The 26,077-nt window shown below is 33.2% G+C and carries 28 protein-coding genes, 1 tRNA gene and 1 pseudogene; 16 read left to right on the top strand and 14 right to left on the bottom strand.

The genetic code is table 11. The annotated features are described in order from the left end of the window. Positions 1-23 precede the first annotated feature (23 nt). Genes CDH50_RS06160 through CDH50_RS06150 form a run of 3 tightly spaced genes read left to right on the top strand, consistent with a single transcriptional unit; the run spans position 24 to position 1,890 of the window. Positions 24-449 (top strand): response regulator, encoded by a 426-nt coding sequence (locus CDH50_RS06160; protein WP_100611130.1) that lies wholly within the window; start codon positions 24-26, stop codon positions 447-449. A 33-nt stretch (positions 450-482) separates the two neighbouring features. Further along, the gene (locus CDH50_RS06155; protein WP_100611129.1) at positions 483-1,505 is read left to right on the top strand and encodes a response regulator; all 1,023 of its coding nucleotides are present in this window, start codon (positions 483-485) and stop codon (positions 1,503-1,505) included. Next, positions 1,498-1,890: a response regulator gene (locus tag CDH50_RS06150; protein WP_100611128.1), complete on the top strand. Its 393-nt coding sequence runs from the start codon at positions 1,498-1,500 to the stop codon at positions 1,888-1,890. The genes CDH50_RS06155 and CDH50_RS06150 overlap by 8 nt, the downstream gene beginning before the upstream one ends. A 37-nt stretch (positions 1,891-1,927) precedes the next feature. Here CDH50_RS06150 and CDH50_RS06145 read toward each other — a convergent pair whose 3' ends face one another. Next, complete coding sequence (locus CDH50_RS06145) at positions 1,928-2,899, bottom strand: endonuclease/exonuclease/phosphatase family protein (RefSeq protein WP_100611127.1); 972 nt, start codon at positions 2,897-2,899, stop codon at positions 1,928-1,930. A 74-nt stretch (positions 2,900-2,973) separates the two neighbouring features. Between CDH50_RS06145 and hflX the strand changes: the two genes are divergently transcribed. Further along, the gene (gene hflX / locus CDH50_RS06140; RefSeq protein WP_100611126.1) at positions 2,974-4,191 is read left to right on the top strand and encodes a GTPase HflX; all 1,218 of its coding nucleotides are present in this window, start codon (positions 2,974-2,976) and stop codon (positions 4,189-4,191) included. Between the two features lie 49 nt (positions 4,192-4,240). On the opposite strand, the gene CDH50_RS06135 is transcribed toward hflX, so the two are convergent. The 7 genes from CDH50_RS06135 to CDH50_RS06105 form a co-directional block, all read right to left on the bottom strand. After that, the gene (locus tag CDH50_RS06135) at positions 4,241-4,723 is read right to left on the bottom strand and encodes an ExbD/TolR family protein (RefSeq protein ID WP_100611125.1); all 483 of its coding nucleotides are present in this window, start codon (positions 4,721-4,723) and stop codon (positions 4,241-4,243) included. Between the two features lie 29 nt (positions 4,724-4,752). Further along, positions 4,753-5,361: an ExbD/TolR family protein gene (locus tag CDH50_RS06130; protein ID WP_100611124.1), complete on the bottom strand. Its 609-nt coding sequence runs from the start codon at positions 5,359-5,361 to the stop codon at positions 4,753-4,755. 2 nt (positions 5,362-5,363) lie between these two features. After that, entirely contained in the window at positions 5,364-5,807 is a 444-nt protein-coding gene (locus CDH50_RS06125) for a hypothetical protein (protein ID WP_100611123.1), read from the bottom strand. A gap of 19 nt (positions 5,808-5,826) precedes the next feature. Then, the gene (locus tag CDH50_RS06120; protein ID WP_100611122.1) at positions 5,827-6,597 is read right to left on the bottom strand and encodes a MotA/TolQ/ExbB proton channel family protein; all 771 of its coding nucleotides are present in this window, start codon (positions 6,595-6,597) and stop codon (positions 5,827-5,829) included. A gap of 71 nt (positions 6,598-6,668) precedes the next feature. Then, a tRNA-Ser gene (locus CDH50_RS06115) sits at positions 6,669-6,756 on the bottom strand. A gap of 74 nt (positions 6,757-6,830) precedes the next feature. Further along, complete coding sequence (locus CDH50_RS06110) at positions 6,831-7,859, bottom strand: asparaginase (protein ID WP_100611121.1); 1,029 nt, start codon at positions 7,857-7,859, stop codon at positions 6,831-6,833. Positions 7,860-7,862: 3 nt separating this feature from the next. Continuing rightward, positions 7,863-8,630, bottom strand: a complete 768-nt coding sequence (locus CDH50_RS06105; protein ID WP_100611120.1) for a TatD family hydrolase — start codon at positions 8,628-8,630, stop codon at positions 7,863-7,865. Positions 8,631-8,706: 76 nt separating this feature from the next. Here CDH50_RS06105 and CDH50_RS06100 point away from each other — a divergent pair, with 76 nt between their 5' ends. Both CDH50_RS06100 and CDH50_RS06095 read left to right on the top strand, forming a co-directional pair. Next, the gene (locus tag CDH50_RS06100; protein WP_100611119.1) at positions 8,707-9,147 is read left to right on the top strand and encodes a retropepsin-like aspartic protease; all 441 of its coding nucleotides are present in this window, start codon (positions 8,707-8,709) and stop codon (positions 9,145-9,147) included. Positions 9,148-9,209: 62 nt separating this feature from the next. Next, positions 9,210-9,842, top strand: coding sequence for a response regulator (locus CDH50_RS06095; RefSeq protein WP_100611118.1), 633 nt, complete (start codon positions 9,210-9,212; stop codon positions 9,840-9,842). A 518-nt stretch (positions 9,843-10,360) separates the two neighbouring features. On the opposite strand, the gene CDH50_RS06090 is transcribed toward CDH50_RS06095, so the two are convergent. The 4 genes from CDH50_RS06090 to CDH50_RS06075 all read right to left on the bottom strand — a co-directional run bounded on the left by CDH50_RS06090 (position 10,361) and on the right by CDH50_RS06075 (position 15,882). Continuing rightward, positions 10,361-11,101 (bottom strand): succinate dehydrogenase/fumarate reductase iron-sulfur subunit, encoded by a 741-nt coding sequence (locus tag CDH50_RS06090; protein ID WP_100611272.1) that lies wholly within the window; start codon positions 11,099-11,101, stop codon positions 10,361-10,363. Between the two features lie 90 nt (positions 11,102-11,191). Continuing rightward, positions 11,192-13,204, bottom strand: a complete 2,013-nt coding sequence (locus CDH50_RS06085) for a fumarate reductase/succinate dehydrogenase flavoprotein subunit (protein WP_100611117.1) — start codon at positions 13,202-13,204, stop codon at positions 11,192-11,194. 10 nt (positions 13,205-13,214) lie between these two features. Further along, positions 13,215-13,874, bottom strand: coding sequence for a succinate dehydrogenase cytochrome b subunit (locus CDH50_RS06080; RefSeq protein ID WP_100611116.1), 660 nt, complete (start codon positions 13,872-13,874; stop codon positions 13,215-13,217). Between the two features lie 205 nt (positions 13,875-14,079). Further along, on the bottom strand, positions 14,080-15,882 hold the full coding sequence (locus tag CDH50_RS06075) for a T9SS type A sorting domain-containing protein (protein WP_198513439.1): 1,803 nt from the start codon (positions 15,880-15,882) through the stop codon (positions 14,080-14,082). A gap of 145 nt (positions 15,883-16,027) precedes the next feature. Here CDH50_RS06075 and CDH50_RS06070 point away from each other — a divergent pair, with 145 nt between their 5' ends. Further along, a complete protein-coding gene (locus CDH50_RS06070; protein WP_100611114.1) occupies positions 16,028-17,320 on the top strand; it encodes an aminopeptidase P family protein in 1,293 nt (430 codons plus the stop codon). A 61-nt stretch (positions 17,321-17,381) separates the two neighbouring features. Here the strand turns inward: CDH50_RS06070 and CDH50_RS06065 are convergent, their stop codons facing one another. Further along, a complete protein-coding gene (locus CDH50_RS06065) occupies positions 17,382-18,704 on the bottom strand; it encodes an aspartate kinase (protein WP_100611113.1) in 1,323 nt (440 codons plus the stop codon). A 101-nt stretch (positions 18,705-18,805) separates the two neighbouring features. On the opposite strand from CDH50_RS06065, the gene CDH50_RS06060 reads away from it, so the two are divergent. From CDH50_RS06060 to CDH50_RS06045, 4 genes are all read left to right on the top strand, one after another. After that, positions 18,806-19,462, top strand: a complete 657-nt coding sequence (locus CDH50_RS06060) for a hypothetical protein (protein ID WP_100611112.1) — start codon at positions 18,806-18,808, stop codon at positions 19,460-19,462. Continuing rightward, complete coding sequence (locus tag CDH50_RS06055; protein ID WP_100611111.1) at positions 19,462-20,238, top strand: alpha/beta fold hydrolase; 777 nt, start codon at positions 19,462-19,464, stop codon at positions 20,236-20,238. The genes CDH50_RS06060 and CDH50_RS06055 overlap by 1 nt, the downstream gene beginning before the upstream one ends. A gap of 62 nt (positions 20,239-20,300) precedes the next feature. Beyond that, positions 20,301-20,567, top strand: coding sequence for a hypothetical protein (locus CDH50_RS06050; protein WP_100611110.1), 267 nt, complete (start codon positions 20,301-20,303; stop codon positions 20,565-20,567). A gap of 69 nt (positions 20,568-20,636) precedes the next feature. Then, the gene (locus CDH50_RS06045) at positions 20,637-20,891 is read left to right on the top strand and encodes a hypothetical protein (protein WP_100611109.1); all 255 of its coding nucleotides are present in this window, start codon (positions 20,637-20,639) and stop codon (positions 20,889-20,891) included. On the opposite strand, the gene thiL is transcribed toward CDH50_RS06045, so the two are convergent. Beyond that, entirely contained in the window at positions 20,888-21,934 is a 1,047-nt protein-coding gene (gene thiL, locus CDH50_RS06040; protein WP_100611108.1) for a thiamine-phosphate kinase, read from the bottom strand. The two genes, CDH50_RS06045 and thiL, sit on opposite strands and share 4 nt — an antisense overlap. Positions 21,935-22,094: 160 nt before the next feature. On the opposite strand from thiL, the gene CDH50_RS06035 reads away from it, so the two are divergent. The 5 genes and pseudogenes from CDH50_RS06035 (at position 22,095) to CDH50_RS06015 (ending at position 26,032) form a co-directional block, all read left to right on the top strand. Next, positions 22,095-22,424: a HesB/IscA family protein gene (locus CDH50_RS06035; protein ID WP_100611107.1), complete on the top strand. Its 330-nt coding sequence runs from the start codon at positions 22,095-22,097 to the stop codon at positions 22,422-22,424. 31 nt (positions 22,425-22,455) lie between these two features. Continuing rightward, positions 22,456-23,241 (top strand): tetratricopeptide repeat protein, encoded by a 786-nt coding sequence (locus CDH50_RS06030; protein WP_100611106.1) that lies wholly within the window; start codon positions 22,456-22,458, stop codon positions 23,239-23,241. Between the two features lie 147 nt (positions 23,242-23,388). Continuing rightward, a complete protein-coding gene (gene sufB, locus CDH50_RS06025; RefSeq protein WP_100611105.1) occupies positions 23,389-24,837 on the top strand; it encodes a Fe-S cluster assembly protein SufB in 1,449 nt (482 codons plus the stop codon). Between the two features lie 17 nt (positions 24,838-24,854). Continuing rightward, positions 24,855-25,607 (top strand): Fe-S cluster assembly ATPase SufC, encoded by a 753-nt coding sequence (gene sufC, locus CDH50_RS06020; protein WP_100611104.1) that lies wholly within the window; start codon positions 24,855-24,857, stop codon positions 25,605-25,607. 37 nt (positions 25,608-25,644) lie between these two features. Next, positions 25,645-26,032, top strand: a pseudogene (locus CDH50_RS06015) (four helix bundle protein). Positions 26,033-26,077 lie beyond the last annotated feature (45 nt).

Raw genomic sequence — 26,077 nt, 5'->3', positions numbered from 1 at the left:
CCGTTGAAAAAAAATAGAAACACATGAAAGAAGTCCATATATTATTGGTTGAGGATAATGAAGGAGATATTGTTCTAACCCTTGATGCTTTTGAAGAAAGTAAGATAAGAACTAAAATTAGTGTGGTAAAAAATGGTGCTGATGCGCTCGATTTTGTGTTTAAAAGAGGAGAGTATATAGAAGTAGATCGTCCAGATTTAATACTACTTGATATTAACATCCCAATTTACAATGGACATTATGTTCTGGAAAAAATTAAAGAGGATGTGTCACTAAAGAAAATACCCGTAATAATCCTTACAACGTCTTCCAATCAAAAGGATGTTAATAAAGCCTATGAAAATCATAGTAATAGCTATGTAAGCAAACCCATTGATATGGAGGATTTTTTAAAAGTCATTTTAAAAATAGAGGAGTTTTGGTTACAACTTTCAAAACTGGCCAAGTAACCTTACCTTTGTTAAAATTTAAAATCAGGTGCAATGAGTAAGGATAGCCTGCCACTTACAATTTTAATTATAGAGGACAATCTTGGAGATTTTGTGTTACTTGAAGATTATCTGCTTGAAAAATTTGATGTTATCCGAATTTTCCAAGAAGAGTCATTTGACGGAGCTATTTTAAAGATAAAGTCTGCAAATAAAATAGATATTATCCTCTTGGATTTGATACTACCATACCTCCAAGGAGGAGCTTTAGTAGAAAAAATCCAAGAGTATTCGGGTGATATCCCTATAATAATTTTAACGGGTTATACAGATATTGATTTGGCTCAAAAGATACTCTCTATGGGGGTATCCGATTTTTTAATTAAAGATGAAATTAATCCAGAAATCCTATACAAGTCCATCATTTATTCACTAGAAAGAAAAAGCTATATAAACGGCCTCAATAAAACTAAAAAAACATATCAAGATTTATTCAATTTGAGCCCACAGCCTATGTGGCTTTACGATATTTCCTCTTTAGCTTTTTTGGATGTAAACCAAGCGGCAATTACCAAATATGGCTATACCCTTGAGGAATTTAAAAACATGACCATACGCGATATTAGACCCAAAGAAGAAATGGAATCTTTAGACGATAGCTTAGCCCAGCGGGTATCTAAAGATGCCTACGGTTTTGCTGGGGTTTTTGTGCACCGGCTTAAGTCTGGGAAACATATAAATGTTGAGATTTACAGTAGTAACATAGAATATAACAATAAGATTGTTAGGTTGGTATTGGCAAATGATGTAACAGATAAATTAGAATATATAAAACAAATTGAGGCACAAAACGTTAAATTAAAAGATATAGCTTGGACGCAATCCCATGTGGTTCGTGCTCCTTTATCACGAATTTTAGGGATCATTAATCTTATTGAACTTGAGTCCTTTAATTCTGAGGATTTACCGTACTTGATAGGACAGCTTAAACTATCGGGAAATGAAATGGACGATATAGTAAGAAATATTGTAAGTGAAACCAAATTATTGAATTTAAATGGGTTGAACAATGGATAAGCATGTATTATTAATAGACGACGATCCCATTTTCCATATAATTTTTACCAGAATGATAAAAAAGGTTTACCCTTCGTTAAACGTAAACTCATCCTTAAATGGCAAAATAGGACTGGAATATCTAAATAAAAATTATAATATTAATGATCAATATATTATTTTGTTGGATATTAATATGCCAATACATAATGGTTGGCAATTTTTAGATGGAATCAAAAAGAAAGGTATTATGCAAAATAATAATATAACAATATTTGTAGTGACATCCTCAACCGATTTAGATGATATAAAGCGGGCTAAAAGCTATGGTTTTGTTAAAGACACACTTTCAAAGCCATTATCTGTAGATTCTTTAAATCATGTTTTGAAGCCCTTAATTAATTAATTTAATTATCTCAGACGATTTTTAGCTTTTGAATTTATTATTTCTTAAAAATAGCATACACTGGAAAATGATCGCTATAACCACCTGTATATTTTTTACCAGCATACGTTCTAAAAGGGGTGCCTTTATATCGTCCTCTAAAAGTTTTTAAAAAAGCATCATCAAAAATATCGGCTTTAAAAAACTCAAACTGGTTTTCAGTACTTTTAAGAAAGTTTATTGAAATGATGATTTGGTCAAATAAATTCCATTTTCTATCATGGATGGTCGAACCTCTACTAAAAGAACGAATTGTTTTCATGGGGTTATGTAATTGGTTGGTGCCTATCAAAGTTATAATGCTCTCGCTAAAGGGTTCATCATTAAAATCGCCCATAATAATAATTTTAGCATCGGCATCTTCAGCTCTTAAAAACCGTATAATCTCACTCACTTTATTGCTAGAAGCCATCCGTTTATGCTCGGTTTCTTTTTCGCCTTCCCTTCTAGATGACCAATGGTTTACAATAACATGCATTTTTTCTCCATCCAACAAACCGCTTACCAATAAAATATCTCTGGTAACATCTAAATTGCCATCTAGTACATTAACTAAATCAATAGAAAATGTTTCGGAATGGGTTACTTTAAAAATGGTTCTATCATAAATTAAGGCCACATCAATACCGCGTTTGTCTAAAGAATTATAATGTATATAATTATAATTACAGTCTTCGAGATTTGCTTGACTTATAAGATCTTTAACAACTTTAGCGTTTTCAACTTCAGCCAATCCAACCAAAGCAGGGTGTTTTCCAGTTTCTTTCTTACCAATATTAGAGATGGCAAAACTTAGTTTTCTAAGTTTGTTTTCATACCGTTGGGGCGTCCATTTTCTTGAGGAATTAAGTGTATAATCATTATCATTTGTTCGCTTATCATCGTAAACATCAAAGAGGTTTTCACAATTATAAAATGCCATGGTTTGCATATCGTGCCTTACCAAAATATCTTCCATATAATCTGTCATAAGTACAAATAAACGATAAAAATATAAAAATTAAAATGGCTGTAATTATGTAACTTTGTACATTAAATTTTTTTATGTTAGAAAAGAAAGATATTACTTTAGAAAGAGCTGTTTTAATAGGTCTTATTACTAAAGATCAAGATGAAGATAAATCTAAGGAATACTTAGATGAGCTGGAGTTTTTAACATTTACCGCTGGTGGTTATGCCGTAAAACGCTTCACTCAAAAGATGGAAATGCCCAACCCTAAAACCTTTATGGGAACGGGTAAAATTGAAGAAATAAAGCAATATATTGATGAAAACGATATAGGAACTGCCATTTTTGATGATGAATTGTCTTCGGCCCAAGAACGTAATATTAGTAAAATTCTTAATTGTAAGGTTTTAGACAGAACCAATTTAATCCTTGATATTTTTGCACAACGAGCCCAAACTAGTTATGCCAGAACACAAGTAGAATTGGCGCAGTGCGAATATTTATTGCCCCGATTAAGAGGTATGTGGACGCATCTTGAGCGACAAAAAGGGGGTATTGGTATGCGTGGTCCTGGGGAGACCGAAATTGAAACCGATAGACGTATTGTTCGTGATAAAATTTCCCTTTTAAAAGAGCGTATTAAAACCATAGACAAGCAAATGTCTGTGCAGCGTGGTAATCGAGGAGCCATGGTAAGAGTTGCTTTGGTGGGTTATACCAATGTGGGGAAATCGACCTTAATGAATGTAATTAGTAAAAGCGACGTGTTTGCAGAGAACAAATTGTTTGCCACATTAGATACTACCGTGAGAAAAGTAGTGATTCAAAACTTGCCATTTTTGTTAAGTGATACTGTTGGATTTATTAGAAAATTGCCAACCCAATTGGTTGAAAGTTTTAAGAGTACGCTTGATGAGGTTCGGGAAGCCGATTTACTGCTTCATGTGGTTGATATTTCACATCCTAATTTTGAAGAGCATATAGAATCTGTAAACAAAATATTAGGAGAAATTAAAAGTAATGATAAGCCGACTATTATGGTGTTCAACAAGATTGACGCCTATGAAGCTGAGCCTTTTGATAAAGATGATTTAGTTGCGGTTAGAACCAAAGCAAATTATACTTTAGATGAGTGGAAACGTACTTGGATGGGCAGAGTAGGCAAAAACAATGCTTTGTTCATTTCGGCATTGAACAAACAAAATTTAGAAGATTTTAAAAAGCGGGTTTATGATGAGGTTAGGGAAATCCACGTCACTCGTTTTCCATATAACAAGTTTTTGTATCCTGATTATGATGCGACACAAGAATAAAAAAAGCGCTTCTTTTTAGAAGCGCTTTTTTTATGTATAACAAGGAATATTATTCAGCGTTTGCTGATACATCACCTGTACCTGTGGTATAGTTAATTTTTAAAGCATTGGCTTTTCTAAGTTCTTGCTTAACATCTCCAACAATACCCATATTAGATTTTTTATCAACTTTTAAAGACACTGTTAAGAAAGGAATAAGTTCTTCTCTTAAAGCAGCTCTTTCTTGGTTTATAAAAGGCACTATTTCGCTTACATCAGCAAAGTCGTCGTTTAATTGTATTCTTGCTTCAGTTCCAAATTTAGAAGCATAATTGTCGCTAGGTTTTCCAATATAAATATAACTTATTGGATTCTTCTTGTCAAGTTTTTCTACTTGATTTGCTACAGGTAGAATATTAGCTATTTTAAGAGTGTTCTCTCTCATTACTGTAGCTACCATGAAGAAGAATAACAACATGAATACAATATCAGGCAATGCTGCTGTATTAACTGGAGGTAAATCTCCACTCTTTTTTTTATTAAATTTTGCCATAATTGTTGTTTTTTTCCAAATGAAAGTTATTATTGTACTTCAGATAATTTTTGAGGAATCTCCAATTGTATCTGCTCAATAACTTCTTTTAACTTCGTTTTATTTCCACTCCACCTTACATCATCAAGCTTAGCCTGCATTTCAATAAAGTTCATGTTAGGAAATCCTTTTTGTGCCCCTATTTCTAGAGCTCTTCTATTCCTTAGTTCGTTATAAGCTGCAACTAATTCATTTTGAACCGAAATGTAAGTGGCGTAAGAGGTTTCTCTTTCGTTCTTTAATGAGATTACAGCTTTATCTGGGTTATCAGAAGAGTTTGGGTCTCTTTTTCCTTTACAAAAAGTACAGGTTCCATCACCATTATTATCCAGAAACTCAACAGCTGCCGCTCTTAAATCTTCGATTTCCATAAGATTTTCTTCAACTAGCATTTGATTTCTATTATTAAGAGAAACAGTGAAAATGTTTTTTTGTCTAATAATAGGAGGTTCTGTTTCGCTTTCATCAATAGGAGGCAGTTTTCTGCTGATTCCAGAATCTTTAGGAATGGTTGTAGTAACCAAGAAAAATATTAATAATAAGAAAGCAATGTCGGCCATTGAGCCTGCATTAACTTCGGGTGCTGCTCTTTTTGCCATAATTATTTAGATATTTTATTAAATCCAGAATAAACCATAGAGGCTATTGCTAAAAACCCTAAAATATAAAAAGCAATTAAACCTGCCCCTACATTTTTAGAAATGGCTTCTGTAATACCTAATCCTTTACTGTTGAATGCTGTTAGGTCTAAATCTGTTCCAGATGATAAGATGTATGATATAAGAATGATTGCTACAAAAGCACCTACAGACATTAACGTCTTTTTGATGTTTCCTGTAAATAATCCTTTTACAACAAAAAATAAAACTATGGCTAAAGTTGCAAATAAAATTATGTACGAAATATACATAAATGTATCTACAGATCCGCTAGCTTCACCTGCGCTGATGGCCTCATCTCCTACATTTATTATTATAAATAGGAACACCATGGATATGATTCCAATAATTCCTAATATAATAGTTAATAATTTTTGTGAATTCATGATTTTTGTTGTTTAATTATTACTTTTTTTGTCTGATTAGCAAATCCATTAACGTGATAGAAGCATCTTCCATATCGTTAACAATGCTATCAATTTTTGCAATAATGTAATTGTAAAATACTTGAAGTATAATAGCAACAATAAGACCAAATACTGTAGTTAAAAGGGCGATTTTAATACCTCCTGCTACCAATGCTGGGTTCATATCTCCCGCTGCTTCAATTTTATCGAAGGCATCAATCATCCCGATTACTGTACCCATGAATCCAAGCATCGGTGCCAATGCGATAAATAATGTAATCCAAGAAACGTTTTTCTCTAATTGTCCCATTTGAACACCACCATAAGCTACAACAGCTTTTTCAGCAGCTTCTAAACCTTCGTCTGTTCTATCTAATCCTTGATAATAGATAGAGGCAATAGGTCCTCTTGTGTTTCTGCAAACTTCTTTTGCGGCTTCAACACCACCAGAGGCTAAAGCGTCTTCTACTTCTTGAGTTAATTTTTTTGTGTTGGTTGTAGAAAGACTTAAAAAGATAATTCTCTCGATAGCTATGGCTAATCCAAAAATTAAACATAATAATACAATACCCATAAACCCTGGGCCTCCTTCAATAAACCTCTTTTTTAATCCTTGATGAAATCCCAACTCCTCTTCAACAGGAGCGTCATCTTGTGTTGTACTAGCTACTGTGGTTATAGCTGCGCTAGTAGTTGCATTTGTAGTTGCATTAACAGTTCCAAAAGCCATCATTCCAGATATGGCAAGGATAGAAAATAATCTTTTCATGTTCAAATCTTAATTTATTAGTTAAAGTGTTAAAGATATAAAAAAATACATTAAAAAAATAAAAATATCAGCAGAGAGGAAGGGATTCGAACCCTCGATACGCTTTTGGCGTATACACACTTTCCAGGCGTGCGCCTTCGACCACTCGGCCACCTCTCTTTATTCTGAGAATTTTATTTTAGGCAGGCAAATAACGAAAAAATTGTTAAATGCTAAAACTTTAAAAGTTAATTTTATAACAATTCTCCACGTAAAGACATTTCATACATTGTTTTGAATGATTCATGAGAAATTTCGGCTGATAACAAGTGCATAAGTTTACAAATGGCAGATTCTGTTGTCATGTCTTTTCCTGAAATAACCCCTATCTCTTTGAGTTGGCTACTGGTTTCATATTGCCCCATATTAACTTTGCCGGCAATACATTGGGTGATGTTAATAATATGTATTCCATTCAAAATAGTTTCTTTTAATAAATTGATAAACCATGATTCGGTCATACAGTTTCCTGCACCAAATGTTTCTAAAATAACCCCTTTTAATTGTGGTGTGTTTAACATGGTCTTTAAAAACACTTCCGTTATCCCGGGAAATAGTTTAATTAAAGCAATATTAGTATTTAATGTTTTATGAACTTTTAAAGGGTCGGTTACATTTGACTTCCATAAATATGGATAATTAATTTTTAAATGAACCCCAGATTCTGCTAACTCGGGATAATTGGAAGACGCAAAAGCTTCAAAATTTTCGGCATTAATTTTAGTAGTTCTATTGGCTCTGTATAATTTATATTCAAAATATAAACATACCTCAGTGATTACTGGTTTGCCATCCTTATATAAAGAGGCTAGTTCTACTGCTGTTATCAAATTTTCTTTGGCGTCGGTTCGTAAATCTCCAATAGGCAATTGTGAGCCAGTGAAAATAACTGGTTTGGCTAAATTCTCAAGCATGAAACTTAATGCTGAAGATGTATAACTCATGGTATCACTTCCATGTAATATGACAAAGCCATCAAAGATATTATAATGAGATTCTATGATTTCTGCAATTTGGATCCAATGATTTGGGTTCATGTTGCTTGAATCTATTGGCTTTATAAATGAAATTGATTTTACATCACATTTCAATTGTTGGAGTTCAGGAATTTTATCCAAAAGATTTTTAAAATCGAAAACACGCAACGATCCCGTTTCCGAATCCCGTATCATACCAATAGTGCCCCCTGTATATATAAGCAATATGCTTGGTTTGGTTTTCATACTTTAAATTTTAAAAATATCTTTTGAGTTTTGAGTCGTAATCTCTGCTATGTCCTTTGAAGGCATATTATATAACTCCGATAATTTTTCCAAAACCTTTATAATATAAACACTTTCGTTTCTTTTGCCTCTAAATGGCACTGGTGCTAAATAGGGCGCGTCTGTTTCCAAAACAATATGTTTCAAATCGATTTCTTTTAAAAACTGGTCAATCTTGCCATTTTTAAAAGTGATTACGCCTCCTATTCCCAATTTCATATTATAAGAAATGGCCTGGTGCGCTTGCTCTAAAGTTCCTGTAAAACAATGGAAAATCCCAAATAAATCATCACTCTTTTCTGTTTCCAAAACCTCAAAGATTTCATCGAAAGCCTCACGGCAATGAATGGCTATGGGCAGCTTATGTTTTTTAGCTAGTTGAATTTGATATTTAAAAGCTTCTTGCTGAATTTTTAACGTCGATTTGTCCCAATATAAATCAATGCCAATTTCACCAACGGCGTAAAATTTTCTTTTTGAGAGCATGTCTTCAACATGTTTAAGTTCATCTTTATAATTGTCTTTCACATGGGTAGGATGTAAACCCATCATTAAAAAAACATGATTTGGATAATCCCGTTCAAGCTGAAACATGGCTTCTGTATAAGTAGAATCGATTGCTGGAATAAAGAATCGGGATATATTTTCATCTAAAGCCCGTTTTATCATGTCATTTCTATCATCATTAAAAGCTTCGCTATATAAATGGGTGTGCGTATCTGTGACAATCATCTTTACTTTAGTTATAAAACTTGTGATGTAAAAATAAATGTTTTACATCATTATCTTTGTTTAAAATTGATAATAGATGCAATCACTTGAAAAATTTCTTTTTGAAAAAAACTATACTAAAGTTAAGCTTCATTTAACTAAAACGAATCATTTTGAAATTAAGGCAACCATTAACGGGCGCAAAGGATTGTTCATTTTAGATACAGGAGCTTCTAGTTCTTGTTTGAGATTTGAAGCCATTGAGACATTTAAATTGGATGTAGAAGATTCTGAAATTAAGGCTGCTGGAGCTGGAGCTGTTAATATGGATACCAAAATGTCCATAAGAAACAAAGTGAAAATCGGAAAATGGCGTAGCAATAAAACGGCTTTAATATTGTTTAATCTTACCCATGTAAACGAAGCGCTTACATATCATAAGTCTAAGCCAGTTGACGGTATTATTGGTGCAGATATTTTAAAAAAGGGAAAGGCTATCATTGATTATGATAAAAAACATCTTTATTTAAAATTGTAAGGCATTGCTTTTAAAAAAGGCTTATTTTTGGGTTTAATAGTAACAAACTATTCTTATAACTAATGAATATCTCTATAGTAATAGCAGACGACCACCCTCTTATGCTTAGAGGTTTAACAGACTTCTTAACTTCTAAAAACTTCAACATTATAGGAAGTGCACAAGATGGAAATACTGCTTACAGCTTAATAGTAAAATATAAACCAGATATAGCCATTCTAGATATTAGAATGCCCCATAAAACAGGTTTGGAAATTGCAGAGGCCTGTAAAAAAAACAATCTTAAAACAAAAATTATTTTAATAACCTTTGACAAAGAAGAAGAACTCTTCGATCAGGCAATGGAACTTGATATATATGGTTACATTTTAAAAGAGTTTGCTGTTGAAGAAATAGAAATTTGTATTAACAATGCCTTACAGAATAAGCCTTACTTTAGTAAAGAATTATCGGCCCATCTAAAAACCAATAATATGTCTAATAAACCAGACTGTTTAGATTTGTTAACTAAATCTGAGTTAAAAATTCTTAAGCTAATTTCTGAAAATAAGACAAGCCAAGACATAGCTGATGAACTTTGTATTTCTATAAAAACGGTGCATAAACATAGAAGTCATATTGTTGCCAAACTTAAACTTGATAATAAACCGACATCACTTTCTATTTGGGCGTCTTTAAATAAGGACTTCTTATAAAATACGCAGAACTACGTATTTTTTATTACATATCTATAATTTACATTTACAGAGCTATTAATTAGTTCTTAGGGAGAATTATTGAAGGCTCTGGATTATATATCTGGAGCTTTCTTTTTTAAATCAAAAAATGCTTTTTATTAAGAAAATAAAATACTTACAAGTGCGTATTTTATTTCACCTATTTAAAATTTAGTTTTACAACGCTATTAATTAATTCTTAGAGAGAGGATTTTTTAAAAAACCCCTGTACTGTAATGGTACAGGGTTTTCAAAAAAAAATTTAAATTTCAAGAGAGCCCCAAAGACTAGCTAATAAATTTATCTATGGAAAAAAAGAGCAAATTCTTGAATACGTTCATCATGATTTCTTTGATCGTTATGGTAATTGCTATTATTGCCATTAATATTGTAGTCAATTTTTTCTAGTTTTAATTGGTTACTAAAACTGTCTCAAACGAAAAGTGCGACTTAAATAAAGTCGCACTTTCTTTTTTACATTTATTATGTTTCTAATACTAAATAGAAGCCTTCATTAATTCTCTATTCATTCTAGCAATATTTTCTAAAGAAATGCCTTTAGGGCACTCAATTTCGCAAGCACCTGTGTTTGTGCAATTTCCAAAGCCTTCTAAATCCATTTGCGCCACCATGTTTCTCACACGGTCTGCAGCTTCTACTTGTCCTTGCGGCAACAACGCATATTGAGACACTTTTGCTCCAACAAATAACATGGCACTAGAATTTTTACAAGTAGCGACACAAGCACCGCAACCTATACAGGTTGCTGCATCCATCGCTTCATCGGCAGCATGTTTAGAAATTGGAATGGAATTAGCATCTTGGGTGTTCCCTGATGTATTAACTGAAATATAGCCTCCTGCTTGTTGAATGCGCTCAAAGGCACTTCTATCAACAACCAAATCCTTTATGACTGGAAAAGCAGTCGCCCTAAACGGTTCGATAGTTATGGTATCACCATCCTTAAACATTCGCATGTGTAATTGGCAAGTGGTTACACCTCTATCTGGGCCATGTGCTTCACCATTAATGTACATTGAGCACATACCACAAATACCTTCACGACAATCATGATCAAAAGCAACTGGATCTTCACCTTTATTAACAAGTTGTTCATTCAAAACATCCATCATTTCTAAAAAAGACATATGTTCTGAAATCTCAGTAACTTTATAATCAACCATTCGACCCTTTGATTTTGAGTCTTCTTGTCTCCAAATTTTAAGCGTTAAATTCATATGTTTTAGTTGTTGGTTGTTGGTCATTGGTTGCTAGCTGTTTGATATGTTTAAATTTTAAAACATCAACTAACAACCACAAACCATCAACTATTTATAACTACGTTGTTTTAGTTCAATATCTTTAAACTCTAGTACTTCTTTATGTAAAACAGCAGCCGAAGGTTCTCCTTTATATTCCCAAGCTGCTACATAAGCATACTCTTTATCATTACGTTTGGCTTCTCCTTTTTGCTCTCCATCTATTTCAACGGATTCTTCTCTAAAATGGCCTCCACAAGATTCATTTCTATGTAATGCATCTTTGGCGAAAAGCTCACCTAACTCTAAAAAGTCTGCAACGCGTCCCGCTTTTTCCAATTCTGGATTCATTTCGTTTAACTTCCCGGGAACTTTTACATTTTTCCAGAAATCCTCTCGAAGTTCTTTAATTTCAGCCATAGCTTCTTTAAGGCCTTGTTCATTTCTAGACATGCCTACTTTATCCCACATGATTTTACCTAATTTTTTATGGTAATAATCTACAGAATGTTCTCCCTTATTATTAATGAAGAAGTTTAGTCGTTCTTTAACATCATTTTCTGCCTCATCAAATTCTGGAGTGTTTGTTGGAATTTTTCCTGTTCTAATTTCATTTGACAAGTAATCGCCAATGGTATAAGGCAATACAAAATAACCATCGGCCAACCCTTGCATTAATGCTGAAGCTCCCAATCTATTGGCACCATGTTCAGAGAAATTAGCTTCTCCAATACAATATAAGCCATCAACAGTAGTCATTAAATTATAATCTACCCAAATTCCTCCCATAGTATAATGGGTTGCTGGGTAAATCATCATTGGTGTTTTATATGGATCTTCATCAACAATTTTCTCATACATTTGAAATAAGTTTCCGTATTTCTCTTCAACAATTGCTTTTCCTAAATCGTATATTTTTTCCTTGGAAGGATTTTCTAAATTCTGAATTTTAGCTTGTGTTTTTCCGTAACGTTCGATTGAAGAAGCAAAATCTAAATACACCGCTTCTCCAGTTGCATTCACTCCAAAACCAGCATCACAACGCTCTTTGGCTGCTCTAGAAGCCACGTCACGAGGCACCAGATTACCAAAAGCAGGGTAACGCCTTTCTAAGAAATAATCCCTGTTTTCCTCAGGAATATCTGTAGGTTTCATTTTTCTTTGTTGCAGCGCTTTGGCATCTTCAATATGTTTTGGTACCCAAATACGGCCGTCATTCCTTAAAGATTCAGACATCAATGTCAATTTGGATTGATAATCTCCTGAACGCGGAATACAAGTTGGATGGATTTGCGTAAAACATGGATTGGCAAAAAACGCTCCTTTTTTGTGTATTTTCCAAGCTGCAGTAGCATTACTTCCCATAGCATTGGTAGATAAATAATATACATTGCCATAGCCTCCAGACGCAATTACAACTGCATGAGCCGAATGACGTTCGATTTCTCCAGTAACCAAATTACGTGCTATAATACCCCTTGCTTTTCCATTAACTTTAACAACATCAAGCATTTCATGACGGTTAAACATTTCTATTTTACCACGAGCAATCTGTCTGTTCATGGCAGAATAAGCTCCTAATAATAACTGTTGTCCGGTTTGTCCTTTTGCATAAAATGTTCTGGAAACCAATACACCTCCAAATGAGCGGTTATCTAGTAATCCGCCATAATCACGTGCAAAAGGAACGCCTTGAGCAACACATTGGTCAATAATATTGGCAGATACTTCAGCTAAACGATATACATTCGCTTCACGAGAACGGTAATCACCTCCTTTTACGGTATCGTAAAATAATCGGTATGTAGAATCTCCATCACCTTGATAGTTTTTTGCAGCATTAATACCTCCTTGCGCAGCAATTGAATGTGCGCGACGCGGAGAGTCTTGGTAAGCAAATGCCTTTACGTTATAGCCTAATTCCGCTAAAGTAGCAGCAGCAGAACCACCAGCTAAACCCGTTCCAACAACGATGATGTCGATGTGACGCTTATTAGCTGGATTTACTAAATTAATATGATTTTTATAATCTGTCCATTTATCTTTAATTGGACCTTCAGGTATTTTTGAATTTAAAGCCATATTTATAAGATTAATGGTTAAAATGATGGTATAAAGCGATAAATATAAATCCTAACGGGATTAAAATGGCATACGCTTTACCTATACTTTGTAATGTTTTCTTTCTGCCAGCAGTAATTCCTAATGATTGGAATGCTGATGTAAAACCATGTGCCAAGTGTAATCCTAGTAAAATGAATGCTATGATATATGCAGCAACTCTCCATATATGCACAAATTTTTCTTGTAATTCATGAAAATAACGTGTTGGATCTTCAGGATTTCCAACAATGTACTTATAGTTTAACTCGGGAAACCAAAAATCAATGAAATGTAAAACGATAAAGGCCAGGATTACCAATCCACTATAAATCATATTTCTACTCATCCAAGTAGAATTGGCAGCACCGTTATTTTTAACATAAGCTATATCTCTAGCTTTCTTATTTTTAACTTCAAGTACAAATCCCATAACAAAATGAAAAACGACTCCAAAAATTAAAATGGGTTGCATTATAAATTGAACAAGCCAATTTGTACCCATAAAATGCGATGCTGTGTTAAATGCATTTTCACTAAAAACAGATAATAAATTTACAGAAACATGCATTATTAAAAATATCATAAGAAAAAAAGCCGAAAGTGCCATGGCTACTTTTCTTCCAATCGAAGATTTAAAAAATCCACTCATTTTTTAGAAGTTATTTGATAAGAATGCAAATGTAGGTTAGGATGCTATTTTAGACAAGAAACTAAGTATTTGTTTTTATTATTTAGAATGATTTTAAAAAAGATTGACTGATGATAAAAGGCATAATGTGAAACTCGCATAGCCTATTATACTTTAGAAGTAAATATTGAAGAAACATTAAAAATACTGGTCTTTTCCTTTCAATTTAATGAACCATGACCTTTTTGGTAACTTCAGCAGTATCAGATTTAATTTTGAGAAAGTACATCCCTTTAGAAACATTCAACAAATCAATGGTTTTAACTTTTGAAGGGTTTGAAATGTTATATTCTGATATCAATCTACCATTAATATCATAAATAATTGCCTTTACTAAATTAGATGTTGAAGCAGATTCTATAAATAGTTGATTCCTCACAGGATTAGGATAAACCAAGAGATTATTGTTTAATTCATCTTCCACTACACTTAAAGAACAAGAACCAGCATAATCCATTGCATCCAATTGGCCACAAACACTGGATGCAGTGCTTCTAGTTTGAACAATACTTGCGGCCAGTATGTTACTTGAGGCTAGAACCCTTTGCTCTTCATTTGAACCAATACTCCAATTCATCAAATCGTTTGCGTCATTAACATGACCTAATTGATGGCCATGGCCTAATTCATGAAGTGCAATGGTTTGGAAATCATATTCAAGTGCAGTTGTCCCATCTGGTCCAAAATTCCAATTGGTGCTACCATCGAAAACAATATCCATTCCTACTACGTACCAATTATAATTTGGGTAACTTCCACAACCTAGATAGAAAGAATAACAAGTGCCTAGAACTCCGGCATCAAGTTCTGCTCCGTTGTCAAATCTTACAACATTAGCATCGCTCCCACTTACAATATCAATTGATGTTGCAGAAGATGAAATTGTCCAATTTATACCAGTATTACAACGCCAAGTTTCAATAGCTCTTTCAAATGCTGCTTTAGCACCGGGATGCTCTGTATCGTTAAAAAAATCCGTTTGCATGCGCCATAAGCCAGCATTTCCCCCAATATGCTGAACATTATATGCTCTTCTTTCTAAAGGTCCATTGGTGCCTGGGGGGGTGTCTTCTGTATCATCATCTGGATCATATTCCACATTGGTTTCTGAATACTCTATGGTTAAATCATCCGCAGAAGTAAATGTAGAAACGCCATTGACACGAACTTTACCAGTGCCTGCGCCACTAGGTATTTCTACTTGAATAGTAGTATTGCTCCAAGATACTATTTGAGTAGTTAAAGCATCCATAAAGCTAGCTCCACCATCATCGGCATCTGCAAAACTAACAGTTCCTGGACTAGCTCCAAACCCAGACCCATTGATGGTGAGAATTGATTTTGTGCCTGCTGTAGCTGTTGTTGGCGTAAAATTAGTAATAGCTAAAACCTTATTTACTGTTGCTTCCTTGGCATAAATTGAAGTGTCAAAACTTTTAACATTAATATAATCGGCTCTGGTTTTATCTGTTATCTCTTTATAGAATGAAGATTTGATGTTATCTCTTTTTCCAAAGGGATTTGAGGCTGTATTTCCATACAAATCATATTTATAAAAACCCTGTGAAGAACTGTAAGGCCTAAATTCATTTGTATTATTTTGTTTGCTTTGGGATAAATTAATATTAGAGTTGTACAGCATAAAAACGCCAATATTACCTTCGCGAAGTTTTAAGCTAGTTGAGGAAATTAAAGCATCTAAGCCAACTGTACCCCCAACTGTTATTACCTCAACCGTTTCAATATATTTACCCTTGAATACTTTATAAACCTCTACAGTATTGGATGTGTAAATTAGTCGGTGTTCAGCATCCCAAAAAGATTTCTTTGATGTTACTTTTCCTTCAATAACTAAACTTGAATTTTCAATCTGTTGGCTTAAAGGAATTTCCCTAAGAAAAGATTGAGCAAAAACAATTTTAATATTAAACAACAAAAGTAAAACAAGAAAAATAGTATTTTTTTTCATGTAATAAGAGTTAAATGGGTTAACACAAAACATTCAAGGAAACTAATATAATAAAAAGAATTCTTAATTATGAAATAACTCTGATTTTTAAATTAACGCCAATTTTTAATTTGCTTTTTTTACTTTTACATGAAACAGATACGTTATGAAATATCCTCCGATAAATAATTCGCTATTCATAAAAAATCGTAAAAATTTCACAGCTAAAATGAAACCTAATAGTTTAGCTGTATTTAATTCTAACGATATTTATCCTATTAGTGCCGATAGCACCTTGCCTTTTGAGCAGCATAGGGATATTTTTTATTTAAGTGGGATTGACCAAGAAGAAAGTGTGTTGGTTTTGTTTCCAGACTGCCCCAAAGAAAAACATCGCGACATTTTATTTCTAAAAGAAACGAATGAGCATATTGCTATTTGGGAAGGTGAAAAACTTACCAAAGAAGCCGCTTTTAAGGTTTCTGGAATTAAAACAGTTTATTGGCTTAGTGAGATGGAAAAAGTCTTGCATGAACTTATGACGCAATGCGAGACCATTTACATCAACACCAATGAACATTATAGATCATCCATAGAAACCGAAACCAGGGAAGACCGTTTCACTAAATGGCTTAAAAATAAATATCCTGCACATTCGGTTGCCAAGAGCAATCCCATATTACAAAGGTTGCGGTCGGTAAAAGACCCAATTGAAATAGATTTAATCCAACAAGCTTGTAATATTACCGAAAAAGGATTCCGCCGTATTTTGAATTTTGTAAAACCCAATGTTTGGGAGTATGAGGTTGAAGCGGAATTTATTCATGAATTCATAAAAAGCCGTTCCAAAAAATTTGCTTACACCCCCATTATTGCTTCGGGAAGTAATGCGAACGTATTGCACTATATTGAAAATAATAAACAATGCAAAGCAGGCGATTTGTTGTTGTTGGATGTCGCCGCAGAATATGCCAACTATTCTAGTGATATGACCCGAACCATTCCCGTTTCGGGCAGCTTTACAACTAGACAAAAAGATGTTTATAATGCCGTAAATAGAGTAAAGAAAGAAGCAACAAAGATGTTAACTCCAGGAACTTTTTGGGCGGATTATCATGTTGAAGTAGGCAGGCTTATGACTTCGGAATTATTGGGTTTAGGCTTATTGGATAAAGCCGATGTGCAAAATGAAAATCCAGAATGGCCAGCCTATAAAAAATATTTTATGCACGGCACCTCCCATCACATGGGCTTAGACACACATGATTACGGGATTTTAACCGAACCTATGCAGGCGAATATGGTATTTACTGTTGAACCAGCTATTTATATTCCTGCGGAAGGATTTGGAATTCGATTAGAAGACAATGTGGTTATTCAAGAAACAGGGGAACCATTTAATTTAATGAAAAACATTCCGATTGAAGCTGACGACATTGAATCTTTAATGAACACTTAAAAAACAAAAAGGCCGTTTTTAAAAAACGGCCTAAGGCTAATTTACTAAATTGAAGTGTAATTTAAAGAGTGACTAATTCAAATAAATAATCGTTTAGTTTTCTTAGCGTGTTGATTTTATCTTTTGAATGAACTAATAGAGATATATTATTATTGCTACCTCCATAAGAAATCATTCTAATTTTTACGTCTTGAAGTATTTGGAACATTTTATAGGTATCTTCATGATTTACAACTGAATGTCCTACCAAGCATATAATACTTTGGTCTTTATCTACTTCAATGGAAGCAAATTTTTCTAATTCAGCAATGATTTTATCTAGATTTTTATCATCATCAATTGTTAATGATACAGCAACTTCAGAGGTTGTAATCATGTCAATGGATGTTTCATAAACTTCGAAAATCTCAAACACTCTTTTTAAGAAACCATGTGCTTGTAACATTCTGCCAGACTTAATTTTTATGGCAGTAATATTATCTTTAGCTGCAATAGCTTTGATACCATTTTCACTAGTATCATTAGAAATTAATGTACCATAAGCACTTGGGTTCATGGTGTTTTTTAGTCGCACCGGAATATGATCTTCTCGAACGGGAGTTACCGTTTGAGGGTGTAATATTTTTGCTCCAAAATAGGCCAATTCAGCAGCTTCATCAAATGACAGATTTGAAATTGGGCGCGTATTTTCAACATATCTCGGGTCGTTATTATGCATCCCATCAATGTCTGTCCAAATTTGCACCTCTTCAGCTTTTAAAACCGCTCCAATAATGGTTGCTGAATAATCACTGCCTCCTCTTTGCAAATTGGATATATCGCCATTTTCATCTAAACAAATAAATCCTTGAGTGATATAAATTTCCGATTTTGGGGCTTTATTTATAACTGTTGCTATTTCCTTTTTAATGTAAGCTAAGTCCGGGTCTTTAAATTTATCTATGCGCATAAAATCTAAAGCAGGCAATAAAGCAGAACTTACGCCTTCTTGCTGTAAATAGCAATTAAACATATATGTAGAAAGTAATTCGCCTTGGGCTAAAATAGCATTTTCAATAATCTTTGAAAAATCCTTATAAGTACAGTCTACCAAAAAATTAAAAACACTTGTAATATATTCTTTAACCTCTTTATTTAAAGGTTGATTTGTAATAAGTCCATCAACTACATTAAAATAATTTTCATGTAACTTGTTAATGGTTTCAATGGCTTTATTGGGTTCTTTATTCTCAATATCCTTGGCAATAGTAACTAAAGTATTTGTCATACCGGACATCGCCGATAGTACAACCACTTTTTGCTCACCATCATTAATGATGCTTTTTACATTTTTTATATTTTCTATGGAACCCACAGAAGTCCCTCCAAACTTTAATACCTTCATTTTACAAAAAATAATACCATGCGAAATTAAACTTCAATTCTTAATTACCTATATTTTTATAAAAAATTGTTTATTTTAGCACATATTGTTAAATAATTAACATGAAAACTGTATCTAACTGTGTTGAAGACATTTTAATAACACAACCTTACCTAGAAGAAGCACTTTCTAGAAACATCATAAACTTTAGTGCATTGGCTTTGGAACTTACCGAACCCATAAGCCATATGCTAAAAAAAGATGTGAAACCGGGAGCCATTATGATGGCGCTAAGACGCTATAATCCCCCCGTTGCATTAACTAATTCAGTAAAAATGAAAAAGTACATGCAGAATTTAGGAGACATCACGGTTCGGTCTAATTTAACGGATTTCACCATAAAAAACTCTGAAACTATCATTGATAATCATGCAAAAATTTTAGATTGCATAAATCAAGAGTCCAAATTATTTTATACGTTTACTAGAGGTATTCATGAAAGTAATTTTATTATTTCAAGTAGTTTAAAGGAGTTTATTGAAGAAAATTTAAAAAATGAAACCTTTTTGGCGTCTCAAGATGGTTTATCTGCCATTAGCATCAATTTACCTCAAGATAATTCCAAAATTTCGGGCCTTTACTATCACTTTTTCAAACGGTTGGCATGGGAAGGCATTGTTCTATATGAAGTTATTTCAACCACAAATGAGTTTACTATTTTAGTGGAAGATGAGTTTGTTGATAAAGCATTTGCGGCTATTAAAAAATTGAAGAATTAATGATTTTAGATTATAAAAATATCAATGTCTTTTACACAGATTCTGGCAAAGGAAATCCTATTGTTCTCCTTCATGGTTTTCTAGAAAATTCTACTATATGGAATCATTTTGTTCCTAAACTATCAGAAAAAAACAGAGTCATTTGTATAGATTTACTTGGCCATGGTAAAACGGGGTGTCTGGGTTACATCCATACCATGGAGCTTATGGCAGAAGTTGTTGAAGCCGTTCTTAATCATTTAAATATCAAAAAAGCTATCTTAATAGGTCACTCTATGGGTGGATATGTTGCCCTCGCTTTTGCTGAAAAAAATCCTGATGCTATTAGTGGATTATGTTTAATGAACTCAACTGCAATGGCTGATACTAAAGAAAAGCAAGAAAACAGAGTTAGGGCAATTGTTGCTGTAAAACAAAACCACAGAACGTTTGTGCGTATGGCTATTGCTAATTTATTCAGACCAAAAAATCGGACTATTTTTTCTGATAGAATAAAAGACGTTATAAATGAGGCGCTTCAAACACCATTGCAAGGTATTGTTGCCGCTTTAGAAGGTATGAAAATTAGAAAGAATCGAGAATTCTTATTGCATACATGTACATTTAAAAAATTAATGGTTATTGGAAAAAAGGATCCTGCTTTAGACTACTTATCTTTAATTGAGCAAGTTAAGAATACAGATGTAATAATGGTTGAGTTTCCCGATGGACATATGAGTTATGTTGAAAATGAAAGTGAATTACTTCAAAAATTAGTGCATTTCACCGAAAATTAATTACTTTTTGTCGTTTTATCGAATTTTTTGCTTTATATTTAAAGACCAAAAATTATTTACCAATGCAAAAAAGTACTCAAAAACCAAACATCATCCCAAAAATATATTGCAATCTTTTTGGCCATGATTATGAAGTAAGTAAAAAAGTCACCTACTACGTAAAAGAATACACTTGTAGGCATTGTCAAAAACAATTAACTACCAATAGCAATGGTTATTTAATTGAGCTAACGCCTAAGTTTAAAGAGATAAATGCCATTTTAGAGCGTATTCATGAAAAGAGAACCGTGCGTTCAAGGGAGAAAATGGTCATTTCATCGATTTATTGACAAATCATTAAAATAACCTTAATTATATTAATAATTTAATAGCCTCTAAGCCAATTAATTGTTTAAAATATGAAACAAATTCAGTGTAAGATGTTTGGACATGATTTTCATGTTACTAGAGATGTTACGTTTCATGTTAAAGAATATACTTGCGTAAACTGTCAAAAGCAATTAACAACCAACAGTAACGGAAGTTTAATAGAGCTGACTCCGAAATTTAAAGAAATAAACGATATATTAGAGCGTATTCATCATAACCGCATGATGAAAAAAATAAATAACAAAAAGGCTACAAATAAAAAAGGCGTATTGATTCCTGCCTAAGCATTAAAATTTTTCCAACCTTGCGCCTTCAAAGGTATTTTCGATTCTGCTCTTGTTACTAAATGCATTCCAGCTTCAGCTTCTTTCATAAAACCAATAACCGTAAAATTTGGATTTGCTTTAATTTTAGGATAATCCTCTTGTGATATGGTAAATAAAAGTTCATAATCTTCCCCCCCATTTAAAGCAACCGTTGTACTATCAATCTTGAATTCTTCGCATACGGAAATAACAGCAGGATCCAATGGGATTTTTTCTTCGTACAAATCACAACCAACCTGACTTTGTTTGCATATGTGTATAATTTCAGAAGATAAGCCGTCACTAATATCAATCATAGAAGTTGGGGTAACGTTTAACTCTTCCAGTAATTTTATAATGTCTTTACGTGCTTCTGGTTTTAATTGCCTTTCAACAATATAAGTGTAAGGCTCTAAATCTGGCTGGGAATTCGGGTTCACCTTAAAAACTTCCTTTTCACGCTCCAAGACTTGCAAACCCATGTAAGCAGCTCCTAAATCTCCCGTAACCACCAATAAATCATTGGGTTTAGTGCCGTTCCTATACACTATTTTTTCATCTTCAACTTCACCAATAGCCGTAATGGAAATTAATAACCCCGTATTGGAAGATGTGGTATCACCTCCTATTAAATCCACATTATAAATTTTAGCAGCAGCTTCTATTCCAGCATACAAATCTTCTAGTGCTTCCAAAGGAAATCTGTTGGAAACGGCAATAGAAACGGTAATCTGAGTAGGTGTCGCATTCATAGCATAAACATCAGACAAATTAACCACAACTGCTTTGTATCCCAAGTGCTTTAAAGGCATATAGCTTAAATCGAAATGCACACTTTCAACAAGCAAATCGGTTGAAACCACTACTTTTTTATCCTTAAAATTTAAAATAGCTGCATCATCACCAATTCCTTTAATGGTTGATTTATGATTTATTTTAAAATTCTTTGTTAAATGCTCAATAAGAGCAAATTCTCCTAAATGACTTAATGGCGTTCTTTCTTGGTTTTTATCTTCTATCATACCGCAAAAATAAGAAGCATTATTTATATATCCATCTTTATATGTAAATCGATAAGAAAAAGCTATAAAACCATATGCTAATATAATGTTAGGTTATGCAAAATTCCATGACATATATTGTATATTTGTACTCTATTTAGACAAAATCTATTTAATAATTATGATTAAAGTTTCAGAAATAGCCAAAAAGAAAGTTATAGAACTTATGAATGACGACGGCTATAACCCAGTTACCGACTATGTCCGTGTTGGTGTTAAAAGTGGTGGTTGCTCTGGTTTGTCATATGATTTAAAATTTGACAAACAACAAGCAGAAGGCGATAAAGTATTTGAAGATAATGGTGTTAGAATTATAGTGGATAAAAAAAGCTTTTTATATTTAGTAGGCACCACCTTAGAATATTCAGGAGGATTAAATGGCACTGGATTTGTTTTTAACAATCCAAACGCCAACCGAACTTGTGGTTGTGGAGAAAGCTTTTCTTTGTAGTTTTTTAGATAATCCAATAATTTGAAATAAAATGAAAAGGCTAGTCTCTTTAATTGCAATTAATCTATTTTTAATCTATTCTCAAAGTGTATCTGGTCAAATAGATGCTGATTTAACCGATCTAAAAACTGGTAAAAATACAGGATTTCGCTATATAGATAACATTGATGGTATCAACAAAAATGCGCCAACCCTTCTTATAACTTGGAGTGGCGAGTTTTGTTTGCCTTGCGTTGAGTTAATTAATCGCTATAATAGTTGTGATTTGTCAATGCTAAACATAATTACAGTAAATGTTGACTACGAAAAAGATTTAGATAAAGTTTTAGCAAAAGGCTATCATTTAAAATGGAATAAATCTTTTAATTTTCATGGAAATATAGGTAAAAAAGGGGGTTTTGATTCTGTATTTAATATAAATAATGCACCTATGTTAATATTTTTAGATAATAAATTAATACTAGAAATTGGGTTTAGCCCGGCTGCATTCCCTTATCTTTTGGTGCAAAATGGTTTTATAAATGATATTAAATTCATTTGGAATAGTCCTAAAGATTTAAACGAATTAGCTTGGTCGTATTATAAAAATGAAAACGATAAAGATTTGCTTGAAAAAGCTAAAACATGGGCAATTCGTTCAATTGAATTAGATAAAAATTATAACAATACAGATACTTTAGCTGCATTGCTTTATAAAACAGGAAATTACACCGAAGCCTTAAAAATGGCTAAACAAGCAATAGAAATAGCTAAAATAAACAATACAGATTATAACACTACAACAAATTTGATAAATCAAATCATTGAAAAGTTATAAATTAAAGCAAAAAAATTTGAAAAATTAAACGCTTAAATAACAAAAATCATCAGGCGTAAAATACAAATGTATTTGTTTATTTAATTTTGAAATTAAACAATCCTATGTCCCCTAATAGGATTAACTTTTAAAGACTAGGGGTTAACTATGAGTAAATATACAGAAGACGATTTAAGGGAAGAACTTAAAACCAAGGAGTATGAGTACGGTTTTTATACGGATATAGAATCCGATACCTTTCCTGTGGGATTAAATGAAGATATTGTACGCGCTATTTCACTTAAAAAAGGAGAACCGGAATGGATGACCAATTGGAGGCTTCAAGCCTTTAAATCTTGGAAAGAAATGATGGAGCCAGAGTGGGCCAACGTTAGTTACGTAAAACCAGATTTTCAGGCCATTTCTTATTATTCAGCCCCTAATAGCAAACCAAAATATGATAGTCTTGATGAAGTGGATCCAGAATTATTAGCAACATTTGCTAAGTTGGGAATTTCATTGGACGAACAAAAAAAATTGTCTGGTGTTGCTATGGATGTGGTTGTAGACTCTGTTTCTGTTGCCACAACATTCAAAAAAACACTTGGAGAAAAAGGCATAATATTCTGCTCGATTAGTGAGGCCATCAAAGAACATCCAGAATTGGTAAAAAAATATATTGGTAGTGTCGTTCCACAAAAGGACAATTTTTATGCTGCCTTAAATAGTGCGGTTTTTAGTGATGGTAGTTTTTGTTACATTCCGAAAGGTGTTAGATGCCCTATGGAATTATCAACTTATTTTAGAATTAATCAAGCAGGAACCGGACAATTTGAACGCACATTGGTAATTGCCGATGAAGGCAGTTATGTCAGTTATTTAGAAGGTTGTACGGCACCAAGTCGTGACGAAAATCAATTACATGCCGCCGTTGTAGAATTAATTGCTCTTGATAATGCTGAAATAAAATATAGTACCGTTCAAAATTGGTATCCTGGAAATGCCGAAGGTAAAGGTGGTGTTTACAATTTTGTGACCAAACGTGGTTTGTGCGAAAAGAACGCAAAAATTTCTTGGACACAAGTAGAAACGGGGTCTGCAATTACATGGAAATATCCAAGTTGTATTTTAAAAGGCGATAATTCGGTTGGTGAATTTTATTCTATTGCTGTGACAAATAATTATCAACAGGCAGATACGGGTACCAAAATGATTCATTTGGGAAAAAATACCAAATCGACAATCATTTCAAAAGGAATTTCAGCAGGAAGATCCCAAAACAGTTACCGCGGATTGGTGAAGATTAGTCCGAATGCCGATAACGCCCGTAACTTTTCACAATGCGATAGTTTATTAATGGGGAATGAATGTGGTGCGCATACGTTTCCTTATATAGAAGCTAAAAATAAAACAGCAAAAATAGAGCACGAAGCAACTACAAGTAAAATTGGTGAAGACCAAATTTTTTATTGCAACCAACGAGGAATTGATACCGAAAAAGCCATTGCATTAATAGTCAATGGTTTTAGTAAAGATGTATTAAATAAATTGCCTATGGAGTTTGCTGTAGAAGCCCAAAAATTGTTGGAAATTAGTTTAGAAGGATCTGTAGGATAAAAAATTAGTAAATAAATATGTTAAAAATTGAAAATTTACACGCAAGTGTTGACGATAAAAGTATTTTAAAAGGCATCAACCTAGAAATAAAAGCAGGTGAAGTTCACGCTATTATGGGGCCAAATGGTTCTGGAAAAAGCACATTGGCTTCTGTTGTTGCTGGAAAAGAAGAATACGAGGTTACTAAAGGAAGTATCATTTTTAATGGTGAAGATATTGAAGATTTGGCTGCCGAAGAGCGTGCGCACAAAGGCATCTTTTTATCCTTTCAATATCCTGTTGAAATCCCAGGTGTTTCAGTAACCAACTTTATGAAAACGGCCATCAACGAAACCCGCAAAGCTAAAGGGTTGGAAGAAATGCCAGCGAAAGATATGCTTAAGTTGATACGTGAGAAATCTGAATTGCTTGAAATTGACAGGAAATTTTTATCGCGTTCCCTAAACGAAGGATTTTCTGGTGGTGAAAAAAAACGTAATGAAATTTTTCAAATGGCGATGTTAGAACCTCAATTAGCCATACTTGACGAAACCGATTCTGGTCTCGATATTGATGCACTTCGTATTGTGGCAAATGGTGTTAATAAACTAAAAAGTAAAGACAATGCCGTTCTTGTGATTACGCATTACCAACGCTTGTTAGATTATATAGTTCCAGATTTTGTTCACGTGTTGTACAATGGCCGTATTGTAAAATCTGGCGGTAAAGAACTGGCTCACGAGCTTGAGGAAAAGGGTTACGATTGGATTAAAGAGGAAGTGAACGCTTAATTAAGTTTAAAGTTTTGAGTTCAAAAGTTTCAGGCTAATGGCTACAATAAAACGCTTTGAAGATTTGGAAATTTGGCAAGAAGCCAGAAAATTCAATAGAAATCATAGCCATTGCTAAAACGACTGAATTGCGAAATGATTTTAGACTTAAAGACCAAATAAAAGGTTCTTCTGGTTCTGTCATGGATAATATAGCTGAAGGATTTGAGAGAGATGGAAATATTGAATTTAGACAATTCCTTTCAGTCGCAAAAGGTTCCGCAGGTGAAACAAGATCTCAATTATATAGAGCTTTTGATTGTGAATATATTTCGGAAGAAAAATTAAAATATTTAGTAAATCAATATGAACAACTAAGCAAAAGGATTTCTAGCTTTATTTCATATTTGAATAAAAAAGATTTCAAAGGAAACAAGTTTAAATAAAAAGAAGAGTTATTAATCAACTTGAAACTTTTAACATAAAACTTG

The sequence above is a fragment of the Confluentibacter lentus genome (genome assembly GCF_002806995.1).
Taxonomy (GTDB): domain Bacteria; phylum Bacteroidota; class Bacteroidia; order Flavobacteriales; family Flavobacteriaceae; genus Confluentibacter; species Confluentibacter lentus.
The sequence above is the reverse complement of the archived record's forward strand: the minus strand, read 5'-3'. Positions and strand labels throughout refer to the sequence as shown.